This window comes from Myxococcus qinghaiensis (genome assembly GCF_024198215.1).
Classification (GTDB): domain Bacteria; phylum Myxococcota; class Myxococcia; order Myxococcales; family Myxococcaceae; genus Myxococcus; species Myxococcus qinghaiensis.
Window position 1 is genome coordinate 164,326 of the sequence record NZ_JAKCFA010000007.1, and the last position, 18,637, is coordinate 182,962.

At 69.5% G+C, this 18,637-nt stretch carries 16 protein-coding genes; 6 read left to right on the top strand and 10 right to left on the bottom strand.

Annotated elements, in window-relative coordinates; all coding sequences use genetic code 11:
• Positions 1–2: 2 nt before the first annotated feature.
• Complete coding sequence (locus LZ199_RS14665; protein WP_253994304.1) at positions 3–389, bottom strand: Frizzy aggregation protein FrzB; 387 nt, start codon at positions 387–389, stop codon at positions 3–5.
• Positions 386–868, bottom strand: coding sequence for a chemotaxis protein CheW (locus tag LZ199_RS14670; RefSeq protein ID WP_253994305.1), 483 nt, complete (start codon positions 866–868; stop codon positions 386–388). The genes LZ199_RS14665 and LZ199_RS14670 overlap by 4 nt, the downstream gene beginning before the upstream one ends.
• Positions 869–1,038: 170 nt before the next feature.
• Between LZ199_RS14670 and LZ199_RS14675 the strand changes: the two genes are divergently transcribed.
• The gene (locus tag LZ199_RS14675; RefSeq protein WP_253994306.1) at positions 1,039–1,908 is read left to right on the top strand and encodes a response regulator; all 870 of its coding nucleotides are present in this window, start codon (positions 1,039–1,041) and stop codon (positions 1,906–1,908) included.
• 51 nt (positions 1,909–1,959) lie between these two features.
• Here LZ199_RS14675 and LZ199_RS14680 read toward each other — a convergent pair whose 3' ends face one another.
• Complete coding sequence (locus LZ199_RS14680; protein WP_253994307.1) at positions 1,960–3,261, bottom strand: radical SAM protein; 1,302 nt, start codon at positions 3,259–3,261, stop codon at positions 1,960–1,962.
• 201 nt (positions 3,262–3,462) lie between these two features.
• On the opposite strand from LZ199_RS14680, the gene ald reads away from it, so the two are divergent.
• From ald to LZ199_RS14700, 4 genes are all read left to right on the top strand, one after another.
• Positions 3,463–4,587: an alanine dehydrogenase gene (gene ald / locus LZ199_RS14685; protein ID WP_253994308.1), complete on the top strand. Its 1,125-nt coding sequence runs from the start codon at positions 3,463–3,465 to the stop codon at positions 4,585–4,587.
• Positions 4,588–4,831: 244 nt separating this feature from the next.
• Entirely contained in the window at positions 4,832–5,473 is a 642-nt protein-coding gene (locus LZ199_RS14690; RefSeq protein ID WP_163864617.1) for a sigma-70 family RNA polymerase sigma factor, read from the top strand.
• 23 nt (positions 5,474–5,496) lie between these two features.
• Entirely contained in the window at positions 5,497–6,378 is an 882-nt protein-coding gene (locus LZ199_RS14695) for an anti-sigma factor family protein (protein WP_163864616.1), read from the top strand.
• 205 nt (positions 6,379–6,583) lie between these two features.
• Positions 6,584–8,350: a response regulator gene (locus LZ199_RS14700; protein WP_253994309.1), complete on the top strand. Its 1,767-nt coding sequence runs from the start codon at positions 6,584–6,586 to the stop codon at positions 8,348–8,350.
• Positions 8,351–8,444: 94 nt separating this feature from the next.
• Here the strand turns inward: LZ199_RS14700 and LZ199_RS14705 are convergent, their stop codons facing one another.
• From LZ199_RS14705 to LZ199_RS14730, 6 genes are all read right to left on the bottom strand, one after another.
• Positions 8,445–9,587: a hypothetical protein gene (locus LZ199_RS14705; protein WP_253994310.1), complete on the bottom strand. Its 1,143-nt coding sequence runs from the start codon at positions 9,585–9,587 to the stop codon at positions 8,445–8,447.
• Complete coding sequence (locus tag LZ199_RS14710; protein WP_253994561.1) at positions 9,584–10,354, bottom strand: type III pantothenate kinase; 771 nt, start codon at positions 10,352–10,354, stop codon at positions 9,584–9,586. Before LZ199_RS14710 ends, LZ199_RS14705 begins: the two co-directional genes overlap by 4 nt.
• 54 nt (positions 10,355–10,408) lie before the next feature.
• Entirely contained in the window at positions 10,409–11,428 is a 1,020-nt protein-coding gene (locus tag LZ199_RS14715) for a biotin--[acetyl-CoA-carboxylase] ligase (RefSeq protein ID WP_253994311.1), read from the bottom strand.
• 98 nt (positions 11,429–11,526) lie between these two features.
• A complete protein-coding gene (locus tag LZ199_RS14720; protein WP_253994312.1) occupies positions 11,527–12,177 on the bottom strand; it encodes a hypothetical protein in 651 nt (216 codons plus the stop codon).
• On the bottom strand, positions 12,155–13,069 hold the full coding sequence (locus tag LZ199_RS14725) for a HEAT repeat domain-containing protein (RefSeq protein ID WP_253994313.1): 915 nt from the start codon (positions 13,067–13,069) through the stop codon (positions 12,155–12,157). The genes LZ199_RS14720 and LZ199_RS14725 overlap by 23 nt, the downstream gene beginning before the upstream one ends.
• Positions 13,070–13,136: 67 nt before the next feature.
• Entirely contained in the window at positions 13,137–15,356 is a 2,220-nt protein-coding gene (locus LZ199_RS14730) for an HTH domain-containing protein (protein ID WP_253994314.1), read from the bottom strand.
• Between the two features lie 98 nt (positions 15,357–15,454).
• Between LZ199_RS14730 and LZ199_RS14735 the strand changes: the two genes are divergently transcribed.
• A complete protein-coding gene (locus LZ199_RS14735; protein WP_253994315.1) occupies positions 15,455–17,653 on the top strand; it encodes an outer membrane protein assembly factor BamB family protein in 2,199 nt (732 codons plus the stop codon).
• Between the two features lie 42 nt (positions 17,654–17,695).
• On the opposite strand, the gene LZ199_RS14740 is transcribed toward LZ199_RS14735, so the two are convergent.
• Positions 17,696–18,610, bottom strand: a complete 915-nt coding sequence (locus tag LZ199_RS14740; RefSeq protein ID WP_253994316.1) for a hypothetical protein — start codon at positions 18,608–18,610, stop codon at positions 17,696–17,698.
• Positions 18,611–18,637 lie beyond the last annotated feature (27 nt).

The window sequence follows — 18,637 nt, forward strand, 5'->3', positions numbered from 1 at the left end:
GGTCAGTGCCTTCCTTGAGAATCTTGGGTCCTGGCGGTCTCCACCAGGTCAATCAGCAAAACGGTGCGGGCTTCTTCCAGGCACACACCGACGGCATAAGAGGCCGCGCCCGCGGCGGGGGGCATGCGGCGAAGCTGCGTCACGGGGATGGGGCGCACGCCCCGGACGATGTCCACCTTCAGGTGGCCTTCTCCTTCCGGAGTGTCGAAGACGATCGCCCGGTGGCCTCGCTGCAGCAGCCCCAGCTCCGGCAGGGTGATGTCCTCCGGCAACGAGCGGTCGATGCGCAGCACCTGCGACGCGTCCGCGCCGAAGGTCTTGCTGCCGATCTCGAAGAAGAGGATGTCCACCTCTTCGACCTTCTCCTCCACGAGCGACTCGTCGTTCATCGAGCCACCGCCCGCTGCCGGGCCGTCTGCAGCAGCTTGTGGAAGTTGAGGAGGTTGATGCCGTCCTGGGTGGAGGTGCCATGCACCACGCCCAGCAGGTGCTCGGCGGCGGCGTCTCCCCCGAGCGGCGGCGGGAGGATTTCGGAGACGGGGATGCGGCGCAGGCCCAGCACCGTGTCGGCGACGACGCCGGCGACGATGCTGCCCGTGACGCCGATGAACAGGCGCGTGCGGGGACCGATGCGCGCCTCTCCCTTGGAGAGGAAGCGAAGCAGGTCGACGACGGGGAGGACCTCACCGCGATGGCCGGTGACGCCCATGATGAAGGAAGGAGTCCTGGGCAGGGGGGTGAGCAGCCCGGCGCGGAACACCTCGAGGACGTTCTCGCTGGGCACCCCGAAGCGCAGCTCTCCCACCCGGAAGCAGAAGAACTCCTGCTCCGGCCGGGCCTGGGCGGCCACGGCACGGTCCGGAGCCATCCGGAGTGCTCGCTGGAGGGGAGTCGTGGTCGTGGTCAAGACGGCCGAGTATCCGGAGGGGACGAAAACCGGTCAAGAGGAGGTCGCATGGAGGCCGCCCGCTCGCCGTTTCGATGGTCCGCGCTGAACCAAAGGTGTAGGGTTGCACCCTGAATCCTTTGAGGAGGACGATGTCGCGCGTACTGGTCATTGATGACAGCCCGGTGCTGGTGGAGCTCACCGTTCGGGCCCTCACCGCCGCTGGCTACCAGGCGAGCGGGGCCCAGGACCTGGCGAGCCTCGAGAAGAAGCTCTCCGAGGGGCCGTTCGCGCTCATCCTCATGGACGTGAACATGCCGGAGATGTTCGGCGACGATGTCGTCGAATACCTGCGGATCCAGAAGAAAGTCACAGCGAAGCTGGTCCTCTACTCCGATATCTCGGAAGCGGAGCTGGCCGGCAAGACGAAGGCGTCCGGCGCGGACGGCTACATCCTCAAGAGCGGTGGCCTGGAGGCCGTGCTGGGCGGAGTGATGGGACTCATCGGGGCTCCGGCCCTCGGGGTCCCCGCCGCCGTCCCCCCTCCCCCGTCGTCCGCCCCGGCGTCGGAATCACCCCAGGCCGCCCCGGCGCCCGCCCCTGTCGCCTCGACGGGGCTCAAGGCCGCGCCCACCACCGGTGGCCGCAAGCCGCGCATCCTCATTGTCGACGACAGCGAGATGACCGCCCGCATCATCGAGGCGGACCTGGTGGGCAAGGGCTTCGAGGTCCACGTCGCGGACACCGCCGACAAGGCCACGAAGATCATCCTCAAGAAGCAGACGCGTCCGGACCTCGTGCTGCTCGACGTGCGGATGCCCAATGTGAACGGCGAGCAGTTCTGCCGCTTCATCAAGAGCAACAGCCTCTTCAAGGGCATCAAGGTGCTCTTGTGCTCCGGCGAGAACGTCGAGGAGCTCCAGCGCATCTGCCGCGAGGCCGGCGCCGACGGCTACATCCCCAAGGACGCCGTCATGGGGAACCTGGTCGCCAAGGAGCTGATGCCGCCGGGCGGCGAGTAGGCCCGGCGAGCAACTTCAGGTGGCCCGCCCTGCTTCGACGGGCCCCGAAGTTCACTTCCCCGCGGCGTTCTCCCGCTCCTCCAGCCCGCGCGCGAAGTTGCCGATGATGAGCCCCGGCCGCGCCGCCTTCATGCGCTGGAGCAGCTCGCGGATGCCCACCGGCTCTCCGCCCGCGCCCACGTCCCGCGCCGCCTCCAGGTACTGGAGCGGGTCGATGGCCAGCGAGCGCGTCTGGACCTGATCCACCTTGTACTTCTTCACCAGCCGCTCCAGGGCACGGACCTCGCCCTCGCGGTCCGTGACGCCGGGGAACAGGAGCAGGTTGAGCGCCAGGTACGCGCCCCGCTCGCGCGCGAGCGCAATCGACGCCTCCACGTCCTCCCAGCCGTACTTCACCGGCTTGTAGTACGCCTCGTAGAGCCCCTTCGACGCGGCGTTGAGCGACACGCGCACGGCGTCCAGGCCCGCGTCGAGCAGCGCCTCCAAGCCGCGCGTGAGGCTCGCGTTGGTGTTGATGTTGATGGAGCCCTTGTCCGTGCGCGCGCGCATGTAGCGGATGGATTCGGCGATCTGCTTCCAGCGCGTGAGCGGCTCGCCCTCGCAGCCCTGGCCAAAGCTCACCATGGTGCGGCCCTGCGCGTTCTCCAGGTGGAACAGGCCAATGGCGCCCATCTCCTCGGCGGTGGGCCCGTCATCCATCCGCTCGTGTGACGCGGGAGGCCCACCCGCCGGCTGGTCGGAGATGCAGCCCACGCAGCGCGCGTTGCACATGACGGACGCGGGGATGGCCGCCTCGTCGCGGACATAGAAGGTGTTCTGCGACGTGAAGCACCGGTACAGCATCGCGCACGTCTTGAGCTGCTTGAGCACGCGGTTGTCCGGGAAGCGCGCCAGGTGCTTGTCCACCAGCGACTTCATGTCCGGCGTGGAGTAGCGCTCCGGGTCCCAATGCGAGCGGCGGTCGGTGTGGATGGCCCACGCCACCGGCCCGTCCTTGCCCCACGCCGCCGCCGTATAGGCCCACTGCGGCAGCACCGGCCCGTTGCCCTTCACCTCGCCCGGCAGGAACGTGCGCGTGTAGCCCGGTGGCAAGAGCGCGCCCACCGCGTTGGGGGTGAACGTCTTGCCGCCGATGTTCATCTCCCGCACCAGCTCCAGCTCCCCCGTCCTGGGGTCCTGCCCCACCGGCAGCCTGCCCGGCAGGTGGACCAGGCGCCCGGCGGACGGCAGGGGGATGGGCTTGTCCTGCGGAGGCACGAGCTCCTCGCCGCTGCGCAGCGTGGCCAGCAGGTAGGGATGCTCCATCACCTTCCCCTTGGGGTCGGCGAACAGCAGCTTGGGCGCGGACGTCATAGGACGCTAACTACCACTGGCCCCCCTTCTCTTTCGACGTCGAAGCGCGATGAGACGCGCTGCATTCAACGCCTCGCGTCATTCCCCAGGGGTAACAAGGGCTCACCGGAGACATGTGTCCTGCTTCGGGTGCCGCCTTGATTCCCTCGGGGGGCCTCGTTACGGTCCGCGCGCTTTTTTCAGTCCCTTTCGGAGGCAGTCGTGATCGTCGGAGTTCCCAAGGAGATCAAAACCCGTGAGTACCGCGTCGGCATGGTGCCTGCGGGCGTGCGCGCGCTCACGAGCGCGGGCCACACGGTGTTGGTCGAAACGAACGCCGGCGTCGGCTCAGGCATCCCCGACTCGGAGTACCAGCGCGTCGGCGCGCAGCTCGTCGCCAGCGCGGACGAGGTGTGGAAGCGCGCGGAGATGATCGTCAAGGTGAAGGAGCCCATCGCGCCGGAGTACGAGCGCATCCAGCCCGGGCAGATCATCTACACCTACTTCCATCTGGCCGGCGTGGACCCGGAGCTGACGAAGACGCTGGTGAAGAAGAAGGCGGCGGCCGTCGCCTACGAGACGCTGCAGTTGGATGACGGCAGCCTGCCCCTGCTCAAGCCCATGAGCGAAGTGGCCGGGAAGATGGCCATCCAGGTGGGCGCGGCCTCGCTGGAGAAGGCCCACGGCGGCAAGGGCATCCTCCTGGGCGGCGTGCCCGGCGTGCGCCGCGGCCGCGTCGTCATCATCGGCGGTGGCGTCGTCGGCCTCTGCGCCGCCAAGGTGGCGGTGGGCATGGGCGCCGAGGTCACCATCCTCGACGTCAACCTGGAGCGCCTCACCTACCTGGACGACGTGTTCCTCGGCCGCGTCAGCGTGCTGGCCTCCGACACGGAGTCCATCGCCACGTCCGTGCGCGAGGCGGACCTCGTCGTCGGCGGCGTGCTCATCCCCGGCGGCAAGGCCCCCAAGCTCGTCTCCGAGGCCCTCATCGCGGAGATGACCCCGGGCTCCGTCGTCGTCGACGTCGCGGTGGACCAGGGCGGCTGCATCGAAACGTGCAAGCCCACCACCCACGACAACCCCACGTTCGTCGTGCACGGCGTCGTCCACTACTGCGTCGCCAACATGCCCGGCGCCGTGCCCCAGACGTCCACGTACGCGCTCACCAACACCACCCGCCCCTACTCGCGGAAGATCGCCGACATGGGCCTGGTGGAGGCCGTGAAGTCCGACCGCGCCCTGGCCCGTGCGATGAACACCTACAACGGCCACGTCACCTACGAGGCCGTCGCCAAGGACCTGGGGTACGACTACCGCCCCATCCTGGACGCGCTCAGCGGCAAGTAGCCTGTAGAGCGGCCTGACAGCCGAGGCCCCACCCGGAGGGGAGACGCGGATGGCGACATCCCGTCTCCCCTTCGTTATTGAAAGTGGGGAATAAAGTCTCCCGTCGCGAGTCTGCCGTACCCGAAGCGACCGGACGGGCGGGTGTGACTGGGAAGCCGTTGTTGCTACTTCTGTTCCCGTGCATACATTGATGGGCAGGCGACAACTCATTCCCCAATTGTTTCGGGCCTTTGGAAGGCGGGACATGTTGGATTTCAGACAACCCAACCGGACGAAGCAGGAATTCGAGGAACTGGCGCTGGCCCACCTGGACCCGCTGTACTCGGCGGCCCTGCGCCTGACGAAGAACGAGAGAGACGCGGAGGACCTGGTGCAGGACACCTGCATGAGGGCCTACCGGTTCTTCGACAAGTTCGAGCGGGGCACCAACATCAAGGCCTGGCTCTTCAAGATCCTCACGAACACGTTCATCAACCGCTACCGGCGGAAGGTGAAGGAGCGCACGGTGGTGGAGGGCGTGGAGCGCGAGGCGGTCCACGAGCGCTTCGTCAGCCGGGACGCGACGGACTTCGCGGCCAACCCGGAGCAGTACTTCTTCGACAGGCTCCTGTCGGATGACGTGCTGCGCGCCATCGACTCGCTGCCCATCGACTTCCGACTGGTGGTCATCCTCGCGGACCTGCAGGAGTTCTCCTACAAGGAGATCGCCGAGATTCTCGAGTGCCCCGTGGGCACGGTGATGAGCCGCCTGTTCCGCGGGCGCAAACTCTTGCAGAAGACGCTGCGCGAATACGCGGTGGGCCAGGGGGTCTTCCGTCACGAGGGTGACGGGGCCGATACTCCGGCGAATCTCGAAGAGTATCGTCAAAGGAAGAAGACGGGGTAGAAACAGGTTCCTACCGCGCGCCCATGACCTGCCAGGAACTCGAACGGCTTTTGTACCCGTATCTCGACGGCGAATTTCAGCCGGAGGAGCGGGTCGACCTCGAATCCCACCTCGCCACGTGCGCCGCTTGTCAGGGGCGCGTGGAGGACGAGCGGAACATGCAGTTGGCCCTTCGCAGGGCCGCACGTGACTCCGTGAGGCAGATGCGCGCGCCGGACTCCCTGCGCGCGGGAATCACCCGAGGCCTCCATCAGGAGCACCGCCGCGCGCAGTATGGCGTGTGGCTGCGCGCCGGCGCCGTCGCCCTCGTCGTGGTGACGGTGACGGGGGGCTGGTACACGTATCAAGCCGGAGAGCGGCAGCGGCGGGCGCGGGAGGAGATCATCAAGCGCCACTCGCGCGGGCTCCCCTTCGAAATCGCCTCGTCCGCGCCGGAGCAGCTGGAGACTTGGTTCAAGGGCAAGGTGGACGCGCGCGTCGCCCTGCCCCAGCTGCCCAAGGCCAAGCCCCTGGGTGGCCGCATCTCCATCCTCAACGGGCGTGAGGTCGCGTACATCAGCTACGAGACGCTCCCCGACGAGGGTGAGCCCACGCGCCGGCTCGGCGTCTTCGTCCTCCCCGATGAGGACGGCGCCAGGCCCCAGGCGCTGCCCGCGGTGGAAGTGGACTCCGCGCAGGGCTTCAACATCGTCACCTGGCGGGACCACGAGGTCGTCTACGAAATGGTCACCGACATGGACGAGCGCGACATCCTCCGCATGCTGGATGAGCGTGAGCACGGCACCACCGTGGCGAGCACTCCGCGCACGCTGGAGTCGGCTGACGGGAATTACTCGTATCAAACACTCCCGAGGCCGCAGCGCTCGCGCCCCGCCGTCTCCGCCGAGCCCGCTTCGTATCCCTGAACACGTCGTGCCTTGCATGCTCGCAGGGCCCTTCATGTAGCGCGCTGATCGCGGCTGCCCGGCTGCTTGGCGGGCGGATTTTCGTGCGGCCCGAACATTTGACGGTCCCTGACATGGCCGATAGCCTCGATGGCACTTCTTTCCTCGCGTGCCACCGTCACTCGTGGCGCCCGCGCGCGCCGCACCCAGGTCGGGCCGTTCCTACATGTCCAAGAAAATCCTGATCGTCGAAAAGAGCGACACCGCCCTCGCCGCCACGCTGCGGCCCGTCCTGGAAGGACGCGGCTTCACGGTGGACGACACCGCCGACGGCAAGGGCAGCGTGGAGCAGATTCGCAGGGATCGCCCCGACCTCGTCGTGCTGGCGGTGGAGCTGTCCGCGGGACAGAACGGCTACCTCATCTGCGGCAAGCTGAAGAAGGACGATGACCTCAAGAACGTCCCCATCGTCATCGTCGGCAACCCGGATGGTTTCGCGCAGCACCGCAAGCTGAAGGCGCACGCGGACGAATACGTGGCCATGCCGGTGGACGGCCAGCTCCTGACGGAGCGCGTGGGCGCGCTGATTGGCTTCCCGGAGCAGCCCGTCTCCGAGGACCTCGTCGACGAGAGCCTCACCCTGGACGCGCTCGGCGATGAGCCGATGACGGCGGACTTCGGCGAGGAGATCTCCGTGGACACGGGCGAGGAGCCCGCGGTCGCCGGAGAAGAGCTGGATTTGGACGCGGCCTTCAACGACATGTCCTCGCCCGAGCCGGAGGAGCCCGTCGCGCTCGTGGACGAGGAGCCCGTCGAGGCGCCGCCCGACGCCGTCGTGGAGGGCGTGGAGGAGGACTTCTCCAGCCTGGACGCGCTCGGCTCGGACGCGGATGACGCCCTGGACGCGCTGGATGACTCGGAGAAGACGGTGGTGGGCTTCATGCCCGTGCCCGCCGCCACGCCTCCGCCGCCGCTGAGGGTCATCGAGCCGGCGAAGCCCACCACCCCGCCGCCCGCGCGCACGCCGCCGCCCGCGCCTTCGCGTCCCACCGCCGCGCCCGTAGCCGCCACCCCGGCCGCGCCCGTCACGTCCGCCGCTGACGCCTCCGAGCTGCGCAACCTGCGCGCCAAGGTCGCCGAGCTGCAGGCGTCGCTCGAGGACTCGCGTGGCGTGGCCGCCCAGGCCGAGGACCGGGTCCGCGAGCTGGAGTCGGAGCTGGAGGGCAAGGCCACCGAGCTGGAGACCGCGCGCGCGTCCGTCGGGAAGAACGACAAGGACACCTTCGCGCTGCGCGACGCCGTCAACAAGCGCGACAAGGAAATCCTGCGCCTGAAGACGGAGCTGAACCAGAAGGACCAGGAGATTGTCGAGCTGAAGGACCAGCACCTGGAGCTGGAGCAGAAGTCCAGCACCGCCGAGTCGGAGATGGCCCGGCGCGACGCGCAAATCAAGACGCTCACCACGCGCGCGGACACGCTCGCCTCGGAGCGCAAGCGCGTGGACCAGCAGCTCGCCACCTCGAAGGAAGAGGCGCGCGGCGCCACCGCCAGGCTCTCCACCCTCCAGGAGGAGTTGGATCAGCAGACGGCGCAGGTCGCCGGGCTCAACGCCGAGCTGGAGGAGCTGCGCAACCGCACCGGGCAGCTGGAGGCGGACGTGCAGGCCGCGCACGAGGAGGCCGAGGGCCTGCGCGCCCAGGTGGACACGGCGCAGCGCGAGGCCGAGGAGCTGCGCGGCCAGTTGGAGCAGACCCAGTCGGAGCTGTCCGAGCAGGGCACCCGCGCGGCGGAGGAGGCGGACGAGCTGCGCAAGCGCATCTCCGAGCTCGAGGCCACCGCGGTGCGCAACGAGGAGCGCGTGACGAAGCTCTACGCGCGCATCAAGAACGACGAGAAGCTGCGCGAGAAGACGAAGAAGGCGCTCGTCATCGCCCAGCAGCTCCTGGAGGAGCCCGCCTCCGCCGTGGCCGACGCGGACGAAGCCGCGGCCTGAAGCACCTTCAGCACGCCCCGGGAGCACCTGGTGCCCGGGGCGGAGTGACACCGGGGTCGAGCCTCCCGCTCAGGAAGGCTCCCCCACCCCGCGCCTACTTGTCGTCGGTCTTCTTGGGCGTGCTCTTCTTCTCCAACATCTTCTTGGCGAACCCCTGCACGGCCGCGGGCACGTTCTTGTCGCGACTGAGGTCCTTGATGTCGTTGTCGCGCAGCGAGTTGAGGAACTTCATGGTGACGGTGAGCGGAATCTTGGGGTTCTTCACCAGGGCCAGCTTCACCTTGATGTTCTTCGTCCACTCGCGGTTGCTGTAGATGACGCGCAGGACGTCATCCATCATCGCGCGGTTGGCCGCGAAGGACAGCACCTCGCCGTCGGTGATTCGCGGGCTGCGGATGACGGCCACGGCCACCAGCTTGTTCGTCTCGCGGATGAGCGCCGTGCGGGCCTCCTTGTTGCCCAGCGTCGCCAGCTTGATCTTCTCCGCGATGGACATCTTCATCAGCCGCTGCGCCAGCGTCAGCCGCTTGCCCTCCTCCAGCGGCGCGGCGTTCTCATCCGCCACCGCGCCGCCCATCTCCTGGAGGACCTGATCCGCGGTGGGGCCCGGGTCCGGCGGGGCCTCGGCGGCCTCCGGGCCGAACAGGCGCACGCGCGCGGCCTTCATCTGCGGCACGTCCGCCAGCACCAGGCCGCTGCGCACCGCGAAGTCACAGACGCTGTCGATGAGCGACACCTGCGCCTGCGCGTTGGAGCAGAGGTTGCGAAGGATGTCCTCGTGACGCAACAGACGCAGCTGGTTCTGGCCGATGGTCTCCGCCAGCTTCGCACTGCAGTCACGCGCCACCGCCGCGACGGCATCGTCGGGCGTGTTGGAGTTGAGGATGAGCATCTCCGCGTAGGCGTCCTTCTCCTTCAGGATGCCCAGGAAGAAGCCCAGCACCTGGGGCTGCACGTCCTCGTCCCGCAGCGCGGAGCCGAGAATCCGGTCCGGCAGGCCCGCGGACGTCTTCGCCGCCGTCTCGCGCACGGCCGCGTCCGGGTCGAACGTCAGCATGTACAGCGCGCCCAGCATGTCCGACGGGCTGAGCGGCACCAGCGACTTGGCCGCCATCATCCGCAGCGGCACCGGCGCGGCCGGGTCCACGTGCTTGCGCAGGTTGGGCGGCAGGAACTCCGCGTTGAAGGGGCAGCCCGGGGGCGGCGCCGGAATGGTGTTGGGGGCGGCGGTGGTCATGTCGCGTGGTTCCTTCCGTAGATGATGCGCAGGCCCTCGAGCGTGAGGAGCTCGTCCACTTCGTGGATGGCCTTGGATTCACTGGCCACCAGCGAGGCCAGGCCTCCGGTGGCCACGACTTTCGCGGGCTGGCCCAGGTCCACCTGCATGCGCGCGCAGATGCCGTCCACCAGCCCCACGTAGCCGTACACGAGGCCCGACTGCATGGAGTGCACCGTGTTGCGGCCGATGACGTGCGGCGGCCGGGCGAACTCCACGCGCGGCAGCTTGGAGGCGTTCTGGAACAGGGCCTCCATGGAGATGTTGATGCCGGGGCAGATGCAGCCGCCCAGGTACTCGCCCCGGGCGGACACCGCGTCGAACGTGGTGGCGGTGCCGAAGTCCACGACGATGATGGCGGAGCGGTGCTTCTCGTACGCGGCCACCGCGTTGACGATGCGGTCCGCGCCCACCTCTCGCGGGTTGTCGTAGAGGATGGGCATGCCCGTCTTCACGCCCGGGCCGACGAACATGGGGCGCAGCCGGAAGTAGCGCTCGCTCATCTTCTCCATGCTGAACTGGAGCGGCGGCACCACGCTGGACACGGCCACCGCGCCGACCTTCGCCGCGTCGATGCCGCTGTGGGAGAAGAGCTGGCGCACCAGGATGCCGTACTCGTCCGAGGTGCGCCGCGTGCTGGTCTCCACCCGCCAGTGGTCGAGCAGCTTGCGGCCGTCGAACACGCCGAGGACGGTGTTGGTGTTACCAACGTCGATGGCCAGGAGCATCACACCCGCACTCTACCCCGAAGGTGCCTCGTCGCGGGCCGACTTGCCCTTCGCCTACCGCGTGCGCGGCGCCTGCCTGGGCCGCAGCTGCTCCACGTCTCCCGCCAGCACGCGCTCCACCTGCCCGGACTCCGTGCGCACCAGCAGCGCCCCCGAAGGGTCGATGTCCACCGCCAGCCCCCGCAGCTCGTTGCGGTCCGTACGAACCAGCACGTCCTGCCCCAGGGTGGAGGACAGCTCCTTCCAGCGGGTGCGCACCGCGTCGAAGCCCGTCTCCAGGTACAAATCCAGCCACTCCTCCAGCCGGGTCCAGAGCTGGGCGGCGAACTGGGCGCGGTGCACGCGCTCGCCCCGGGCCAGCGACACCGAGGTGGCCACCTCCCGCAGCTCCTCCGGGAAGTGCTCCGCCTGGCAGTTGAGATTGACCCCCACCCCGACGATGACGAAGTGGACGCGCTCGGGCTCGGCCGACAGCTCGGTGAGGATGCCCGCCACCTTGCGCCCCTCAATCTGGACGTCGTTGGGCCATTTGATGGCGGCGTCGGTGCCGAACTCGCGCAGCGTCTCCGCCAGCGCCACGGCGGCCACCAGCGTCAGCTCCGGGGCGCGCTGGGGCGGCAGCTCCGGGCGGAGGATGGCGGAGAAGTACAGGTTGAGCCCCGGCGGAGACACCCACACCCGTCCCCGGCGGCCCTTGCCGGAGGTCTGCTGCTCGGCGACCACGATTTCGCCGTGCTCGGCGCCGTCCTGCGCCAGCCGGAAGGCCACCTCGTTGGTGGAGCCCAGCACCGCGTGGTGGTGAAGGGTGCGCCCCAGGTCATGAGTGTCTAGCAGCGGAGCCACCTCCAGTGAGGTGAGCCGGTCCGGCACCTCCACCAGCCGGTAGCCCCGGGCGGGGATGGCCTCGATGCGGTAGCCCTTGGTCCGCAGCGCCTCCACGCGCTTCCAGACGGCCGTGCGGGAAAGGCCCAGCTTGCCGGACAGGGCCTCGCCGGAGGTGTAGTCGTCACCACTCTCGGAGAGGAACCCCAGGATGAGTTCCTCTTGCGTCTGGTCAGTCGTTTCAATGGGCACGGCGGCACCTCGCACGAGGCGCAAGGGTACGAAGCGGCAAACGGGCTTTCAACTCGCCCACCCGAATGCCTTCCCTTCCCTGTTCACCGACCCGGCGGTCAGCCGGCGGGAGGGGTGCTCGGGCCGGGGGGACGGCTGCCCTCCAGTTCGTACTTCGTCAGCTCCAGGCGCGTCTGGGGGATGCGCTGGTTGGCCGTCTCCAGCGCCGTCTCCAGCAGCACCATCCCCACCCCCGGGGCGAACGTCATGGTGTTGATGAGCGTGGCCTGGGCATCCACCCGGTTGCGGCCCTCCACCTGCACACAGGACGGGAAGCTGCCCGCGGGCGTGTCACACGAGGCCCCCGCCTGGACAATCTGGTAGCGCTCCGTGGAGGACACGGACACCACGTTGGTCCACGAGTGGCCCGTTTCCAGGGGGCCGCGCAGCAGGTAGCGCTTGGGGTCTCTCAGGCCGTAGGCGTCCACGGAGAGCTGGCCGCCCTGGTTGTCATGGAAGTAGCCCTCCTCCTGCTTGAGGATTTCGACGGTGACAAGCTTGTCGGCGCGGCCGTTGACCCGATACGTCCACCGGTTGCCCACCGCGAGCGGGTAGTAGTCCGAGACGCTGCCGGACGCGGCCTGCTTCTCCGGCTCCGCCTCCACGCGCTTCGCGCAGCCACTGCCCAGCACCAGGGCGCCCAGAAGGACGGCGCCACCCACTGCGAACGAACGCGTCATCTCGATGTCAGTCCGCGTGGTCCCGGCCACGCGCCTCCGCGGTGATGTGCTTGCGTGATGCGTAGAGCGTCTCCAGGGCCTGCTGCGCCGCGGCCTGCACGGCGGGCGCGTCATGCCCCTGAGCCACCGTATACAGATAGGCCTCCGCCTCGGGGCCACCAATCTCCCCCACGGCGAAGACCAGCTCCTGCACGAAGCCGTTGTCGCGCCCGCGCGCCAGGTCAATCAGCGCGGGCACCGCGACGCGCGCCTTCATCTCCACCAGCGCGCCAATCGTCTTGCGCAGGACGTCCCCGTCGGAGGACTCCTTCAACCGCTCGATGAGCAGCGGGGCCGCCGCGGGGTGCTGGCGTTCGGCCAGCGTGCGCAGGGCGAACTCGCGGATGCGCGTGTCGTCGGCGCGAAGCTCCTGCACCAGGACCTCGTCGGTGCGCTCCAGCGCGCCGAGCTGCAGCGCCGCCGAGTCCGTCACCTGCCGCAGCACGGCCTCCAGCGCGGTGCGCATGGCGGCCTGTCGCCCGGCGGGAGTGTCCTCCAGCACCGGCGCCTCGCCCAGGCCGACGACTTCGTAGTGCTGGGGCAGCTCACCGCCGAAGCGCTCCAGCACGAGGTTGGCGCCCACCTCGGCGAAGCTGCGCGGGTCTCCGTCCTTCAGCACCTCGCGCGTGAAGGGGACGTCCAGCGTCAGCCGCCAGGGACGCACCTCGCGCGGAGCATCCTCGGCCTTCAGCTCGAAGCGACGGGAGGACTTCAACGCCTGCGTGAACAGCGTGGCGACGCTCTCCGGCGCCAGGCCCAGCAGGGCGTTGTCCCGCACCGTGGCGCCGGACACGTCCACTGGCGCCACCGGGTAGCGTGGCGCCTGCGACCGGCAGGCGCCAACGAGGACGACGCAGAGGGCGAGAATCAGGGCCGGCTTCATCGCTCCCCCAGGCTAACACCCGGAGACAGCCCGTGCCGGCCAATCCCACCCTCCGCGACGAACCGTGTCAGCCCTCTCCCCCTTCGGACGGGCTGCGAGTCGACGGAGGCGCGGCCTCTCGCACCTCGTGCGCCTCACCTGCCTGCGTCGACTCGGTGGCCGGCGGAGGCGGAGCGATGTCCTGGTGCGACTCGGTGGGCGCGGCCTCGGCGACAGGCGCGGCGCGCCTCTCATCCGTGGACTCGGCGACCTCCGGAGGAAGGGCGGGAGCCCCGCTCTCGGAGGTACTGACCGGAGCGCCATCCGCATCTCCCGAAGGAGCGGCGCTGGCCTCACCCTGGGATGTGGCACCAGCCTCGCCTGAAGGCGTGGCACCCTCGCTCGAAGGCGCGGCGCCCGCTTCGGACGGAGTCGCGGTGGCACCCTCGCCCGAAGGCAGGGCACCGGCCTCACCCGGAGCCGCGGCGGCACCCTCGCCCGAAGGCGCGGCACCCGCCTCACCTGGAGCAGCGGCGCCCCCCTCGGTGGCCCGGTTGCCACGCCCGCGGCGACCGCGACGACGACGGCGGCGACGCTTGCGGTCACCCTGCGCGGCATCGCCACCCTCGGCGGCTCCGCCCTCCGGACGGGCTCCCACGAAGGCGCTGGCGGCCTCGAGGTCATCATCCTCGTCGTCGTCCCCGTCCTCGCCCTCGTCGTCCTCGGAGCCCGAGGACTGCGGCGGGGACACGGGTGCGGCGGGGAAGCTCTCACGAGCCTCGGAGGCGGACTCACCACCCGCGCGCGCCTCGGCGCCCTCGGAGGACACCTCGACCTCGTCACCCGAGCGGGCCTCGCGCTTGTCGCGGTCCCTCTCCCGGCGACGCTTCTCCCGGGGCGGACGCTCCGGACGCTCAGGCCGCTCCGACGAAGCGGCGGCGGCGGCGACCTCCGGAGACTCGTCCTCGCCCTTCTGCTTCTCGCGCTGACGCTCCTCGCGGCGCTTCTGGGCCTCCTCGGCGTCCAGCTTCGCGGCTTCGAAGAAGCGCTCGTCCACCTCGTACAGCTCCACCCGGGTGACGGTGACGGCCGTCTCGGCCTCCAGGAACTTCTCTCCCAGGGCGTCGCCGCACCACAGCATCACCAGCGAGCCGCTGGCCTGCGCCTCGGTGCGCGCGTCTCCGCGCACATCACCCGCGCTCACCAGCAGGCCCACCTGCGCCGAGTAGTGGCTCAAGTCCCTGCGCAGCTCCTGCACCGACTTGCGGTCGATGGCCGGCGCGCCCTTCAGCATGCGCACCGCGTAGCGCAGCTCCACGCTGCCCTCGCGCTTGCGCGCGGTGAGCAGGGGGCCTTCCTTGGAGCGCTTGGCCACCTTCAGCTCGCGGAAGCCCAGCCCGTGCATCATCTTGACGACGGACTTCTCGAACGTGCCCACGTCCGCTTCGCCCAGGCGCTTGCGCAGCCCGCGCGCCACGGCCCGGCGCGCGTCCTTGAGCGACGTGCGCAGCGTGGCCAGCAGCGCGGCGTCCACCACCGGCTCGCCCGCCACCGCCGTGGCCGCCGTCCGGGCCAGCACCGGCCGCCCGGCCTCCAGCGGAATGCCCAGCGCCTGCGCGAACGCGGCCTGCAGCTCCAGCGACGGAGCCTCGCTCGGCGAACCCGCGCGCTCCAGCGTCACCTCTCCGGAGTCCTTGTTGAACGCGTACTGCGGACGGCGACCCGCGTCGATGCGACGCTGGTTGTCCTCCAACAGCGCCGTGAGCACCGCCTCCACCGTGAGGTCCTCGGCGCACAGCTCCTTGCTCCGAGCGCGCTCGATGATGACCTCCGTGCGCAGCCCGGCTTCGGCGTCGCTGAGGATTTCGAACACCACCTCGGGCAGCGGCGGGAAGCGCTTGCGCTTTCCACCCCGCTCCTCGTCCTCATCCCTCCGACGCTTGCGCTCGCTGCCTCTGCCCGCCGCACGCACATTGTCCGTACGCGGCTCCGGATGCCGCTCCGCGGGACGCAGCGGTGGCAGGTCCTCTTCCGGATTCGGCTCGATTACGCCAGTCTGCGCCAGGGCCTCCACATCCTCGGGAATCGACCAATCCACCAGCGCGAAGGTGTCCTTCGCGGTCACAATCACCTTGCGGTCCCTCGTGCGACGCGCCATGGCGGCGAGACGCGAGAGCATCGTCACCTCAGGCGTCTTGCCGACGTGGGAGAGCAGGCTTTGTTGGATGGACTTCTCGGTGATTTCAAGGAAGTGGAGGGGACGACCTTCGCTCTCCAGGATACGGAGCGCGGCCTCGTAAAATGTCATCGAGTATTCCCCAAGAATTCCGAACGGTTACAAAAATGTAGGTCCGTATGGGCGGCGGATGCTAGCCATCGGTAAACTGGCTTGTCAACGAACCGAAGATGACCCGCATACGCATCGGACAGCGTTGGAAACGCGAACCCTCGGCCTCCCCGCTGGATTCCATCGCACTGGAACTGGATGGAGTGGACCTGCTGTCCGGCGCGGTGGAGGAGTCCTTAGCAGAAGTCGTTCCCGCTTTGGTGCGCGCCGTGGCCTCCTTGCACACGGGGGGGCGTGGGATGGCCCAGGTTTCCCTGGCGGAGGCCCACCTGGAGCTGGTGCTCCGCAGGGTGGGCCCCCAGGTGGAGCTGCTGGTGGCGAGCCTCGCCCGACCCGCCCGGTTGATGCGGCCCCCTGTGAGGGTGGACGCGGAAGAGCTGACCGAGGCCGTCCGGGGCACCGGCACCCGCTTCCTGTCGGACGTCTCCCGCGTGGCGCCCAAATCCGTCTCCGGCCCCCTGGCCCAGGCCCTGGCGGAGCCCCTGAAACAGCTCGGTCGCCCGGCGAGGCCCCCGGATGAAGAGCCCGCCCGCCCGTCCGTGAAGCGGGTGGAGCCGCCTGATACCCCCGGCTTCGGCTTCGAGCTGAAGGACTCCGGTGCCCGAGCGGGTCGTGAAGGCGCGAAGCGCGGCGCGTCCGGGACCCTGGCCCCCCTGCTGGGCGCGGGCGAGGTGTGGCTGGCGCTGCCTGGCCGTCCCGATGCATGGAAGGTGCAGGCCCCGCCCTTCCTCACCGTGCTGGAGCTGTCGCGGCAGGCGGTGGAGCTGACGCGGGCCGTCGAGTTGGGCGAGGCGCGCTTCGAGCTGGAGCCCGCGGGCGCCCGGACTCCCCTGCTGCTGGACCTCAAGACGGGCAAGGCCCGGACGGGGCGCACGGGCACGCCCTTCTCCTTGACGGGCACCACGTTGGCCACGGCCCTCTTCCACCTGGGCGAGGCGCTCGCCGCCACCTTCGCGGAGGAAGACCGCGCGCAGGTGAGCAACCCCTATCTGGTGGAGCTGGCGGACCGGTGCCGCGAGGGCCTGTCCCACTTGCGCGGCGCGGTGGCGCCCCCGGAGCAGACCGGCGCGGCGCGGGAGAAGCGCACGCGGACGCCCCTCGGGGTGTCGAAGCCCCTCAAGGTGCCCGGGCGGCTGCGGCGGCTGCGGTTCGACCGGCTGTGGGAGCAGCGCGGGCTGGAGGACGCGGAGGAGTCCCGGCTGCTGCTGGGGCGCCATGGCCCGGTGTGCTGCTCGCCCCAGGCGACGGTGGCCTTCTCTCGCAAGGACGGCTCCAGGCTGTGGAAGCGCGCGGCGGCGCTGGGCGTGGCGGCGTCCGCGGACGGGCACGCGGTGGCGGCGGACCTGTCGCGCGTGTACGGCTTCACGGGCCGGGGCGCGGGCGCGCGCTGGCTGCATGACCACGACGGCATTCCCCTGGGGCCGCTGCTCCTGCGCAAGGACGGGCTGCTCCTCACCCTCTCCGAGGACCGCACCGTCGTCGCCTTCGCGGAGGCCACGGGCCGCGAGGTGTGGCGGCTCGCGCCTCCGCGCACGCAGCGAAGCTGGCTGACGACGCAGGGACACCGGGCCCTGGTGACGACGGACTCCGGCTACGTCTACGGGTTGGATTTGGAAGACGGACAGGTGCGCTACCGAATGCGCGCGCCCATGCCCTTCCATGGCGCCCCCGTGCCGTGGGGACGGCGCTTCCTGGCGCTCCTCGGGCGCGGCTCGCACTGGGCCCTGCTCCTGGCGGACGCGCACACGGGCGAGGCGGCGTGGACGCACGAGCCCAACCTCACCCACCCCTCGGCGCCGCTGCCGGTGGGCTCTCGGGTGTTCATCGCTGGAGAGCGCGAGCGCGAGGGCATGTTGTTGTGCCTGGACGCGAAGGGGCAGCGGGTGTGGGAACGGCCGCTGAACCTGGGCCCGGGCCCCTATGCGCTGGCGCCCATGCCGCGCGCGGTGGTGGTGACGAGCGCCTCGGGCGCGGCGGCGCGGGTGGCCTCGTCCGGCACGGTGGACTGGCGAGTGGGTGCCGCTGGAGAGCCGCTCATCGGCGCGCTGCCGGCACGCACCGCGCGCGGCGTCACGCTGCTGGCGGGCGAGAAGGTGCGCGCGGTGGACCCTCGCGGGGGCCAGGTGCTGGCGGAGGTGCGCGCGGGGCTGGGGCTCGTCGCGCTCCAGGCCGACGTGCGCCTCAACCTCTACTTCCTGGACGACACCGGCACGCTGTCCGCGTACCGACTGGGCTCCCACTTCACCGTCGTGGAGTGAGGGCGCGAAGACCTCCGCGCCCCCTCCTCCTCACGAAGGCCGCTAGTTCGCCGCGGCCTTCTTGCTCGGGTCGATTTCGTCCTCGGGGCGCTCTTCCTGCGTGGCGCCTTCCCACGTCTCGCCCGCACCCAGCTTCCACTCGGAGGGCACGTCCAGCTTCCACACGTACGTGGCCGTGGCGTCACCGCCCGAGGCCGCGCGCGAGGAGATGTTGATGGTCATGTCCAGCTTCGCGACTTCACTGGGCATCAGGTCCAGGTCGTAGTGGCCCAGCACCATCTGCGGCGGGAACTCCGCGATGAAGCGCTCCGGGTGGTCGATCTTCATCGACGGGTCCGCGCCGCGCATCTCGCCCAGCAGCTTCCCCTTCGCGTCGGTCAGCTTCCACACCGTGTCGAAGGTCGCGCTGGTGATCATCTTGCGCACCTTGCCCTCGTCCTTCAGCAACCGCTGGGCGCCCCACAGCGCGAGCTGCAACCGCACCTGCGGCTTGCCCATCACCATGATGACGTCCGACGACACGACATCCAGGCGCATGCCCTTGTCCGTCGCCGTCCACACCGGGCGGTAGCGCCCCTCACGCAGGCTGTCGAAGACCTTGCGCGTGTAGTCGTAGAACGCCTTGCGGTCCGCGGAGCGCTCGTCCTTGCCAGACTCGGCGCGCTTCTCCAGCTCCTGGAGGTAGTTGTCGAAGTTCTTGTTTCCGTTGAACGCCTTCAGGTGGTCATCCACCTGCTCGAAGTAGCTCTTGAAGAAGGGCTTCAGCTCCTCCCGATACGCGTTGTCGTCAGGATTGACTCGCATCCAGGAGACGCGCTCCAGATAGTCGGCGTGGATGCGCTGGATGTCCGCCTCGCGCTGCGCCTCCTTGGTGCGGGCTGTGGCACTGCGGTAGCTCATGATGGCGCCCAGCAGCACACCAGCGACGAGGACAATGACTCCGAAATAGCGCTTCAAGCGGCAGTCTCCTGTGCGGTGGAGCAG

Excerpts from the sequence above, each read along its gene's own strand:
- LZ199_RS14665 (WP_253994304.1), bottom strand. The coding sequence starts at position 389 with ATGAACGACGAGTCGCTCGTGGAGGAGAAGGTCGAAGAGGTGGACATC.
- LZ199_RS14670 (WP_253994305.1), bottom strand. The coding sequence starts at position 868 with ATGGCTCCGGACCGTGCCGTGGCCGCCCAGGCCCGGCCGGAGCAGGAG.
- LZ199_RS14675 (WP_253994306.1), top strand. The coding sequence starts at position 1,039 with ATGTCGCGCGTACTGGTCATTGATGACAGCCCGGTGCTGGTGGAGCTC.
- LZ199_RS14680 (WP_253994307.1), bottom strand. The coding sequence starts at position 3,261 with ATGACGTCCGCGCCCAAGCTGCTGTTCGCCGACCCCAAGGGGAAGGTG.
- LZ199_RS14690 (WP_163864617.1), top strand. The coding sequence starts at position 4,832 with ATGTTGGATTTCAGACAACCCAACCGGACGAAGCAGGAATTCGAGGAA.
- LZ199_RS14695 (WP_163864616.1), top strand. The coding sequence starts at position 5,497 with ATGACCTGCCAGGAACTCGAACGGCTTTTGTACCCGTATCTCGACGGC.
- LZ199_RS14700 (WP_253994309.1), top strand. The coding sequence starts at position 6,584 with ATGTCCAAGAAAATCCTGATCGTCGAAAAGAGCGACACCGCCCTCGCC.
- LZ199_RS14705 (WP_253994310.1), bottom strand. The coding sequence starts at position 9,587 with ATGACCACCGCCGCCCCCAACACCATTCCGGCGCCGCCCCCGGGCTGC.
- LZ199_RS14710 (WP_253994561.1), bottom strand. The coding sequence starts at position 10,354 with ATGCTCCTGGCCATCGACGTTGGTAACACCAACACCGTCCTCGGCGTG.
- LZ199_RS14725 (WP_253994313.1), bottom strand. The coding sequence starts at position 13,069 with ATGAAGCCGGCCCTGATTCTCGCCCTCTGCGTCGTCCTCGTTGGCGCC.
- LZ199_RS14730 (WP_253994314.1), bottom strand. The coding sequence starts at position 15,356 with ATGACATTTTACGAGGCCGCGCTCCGTATCCTGGAGAGCGAAGGTCGT.
- LZ199_RS14735 (WP_253994315.1), top strand. The coding sequence starts at position 15,455 with ATGACCCGCATACGCATCGGACAGCGTTGGAAACGCGAACCCTCGGCC.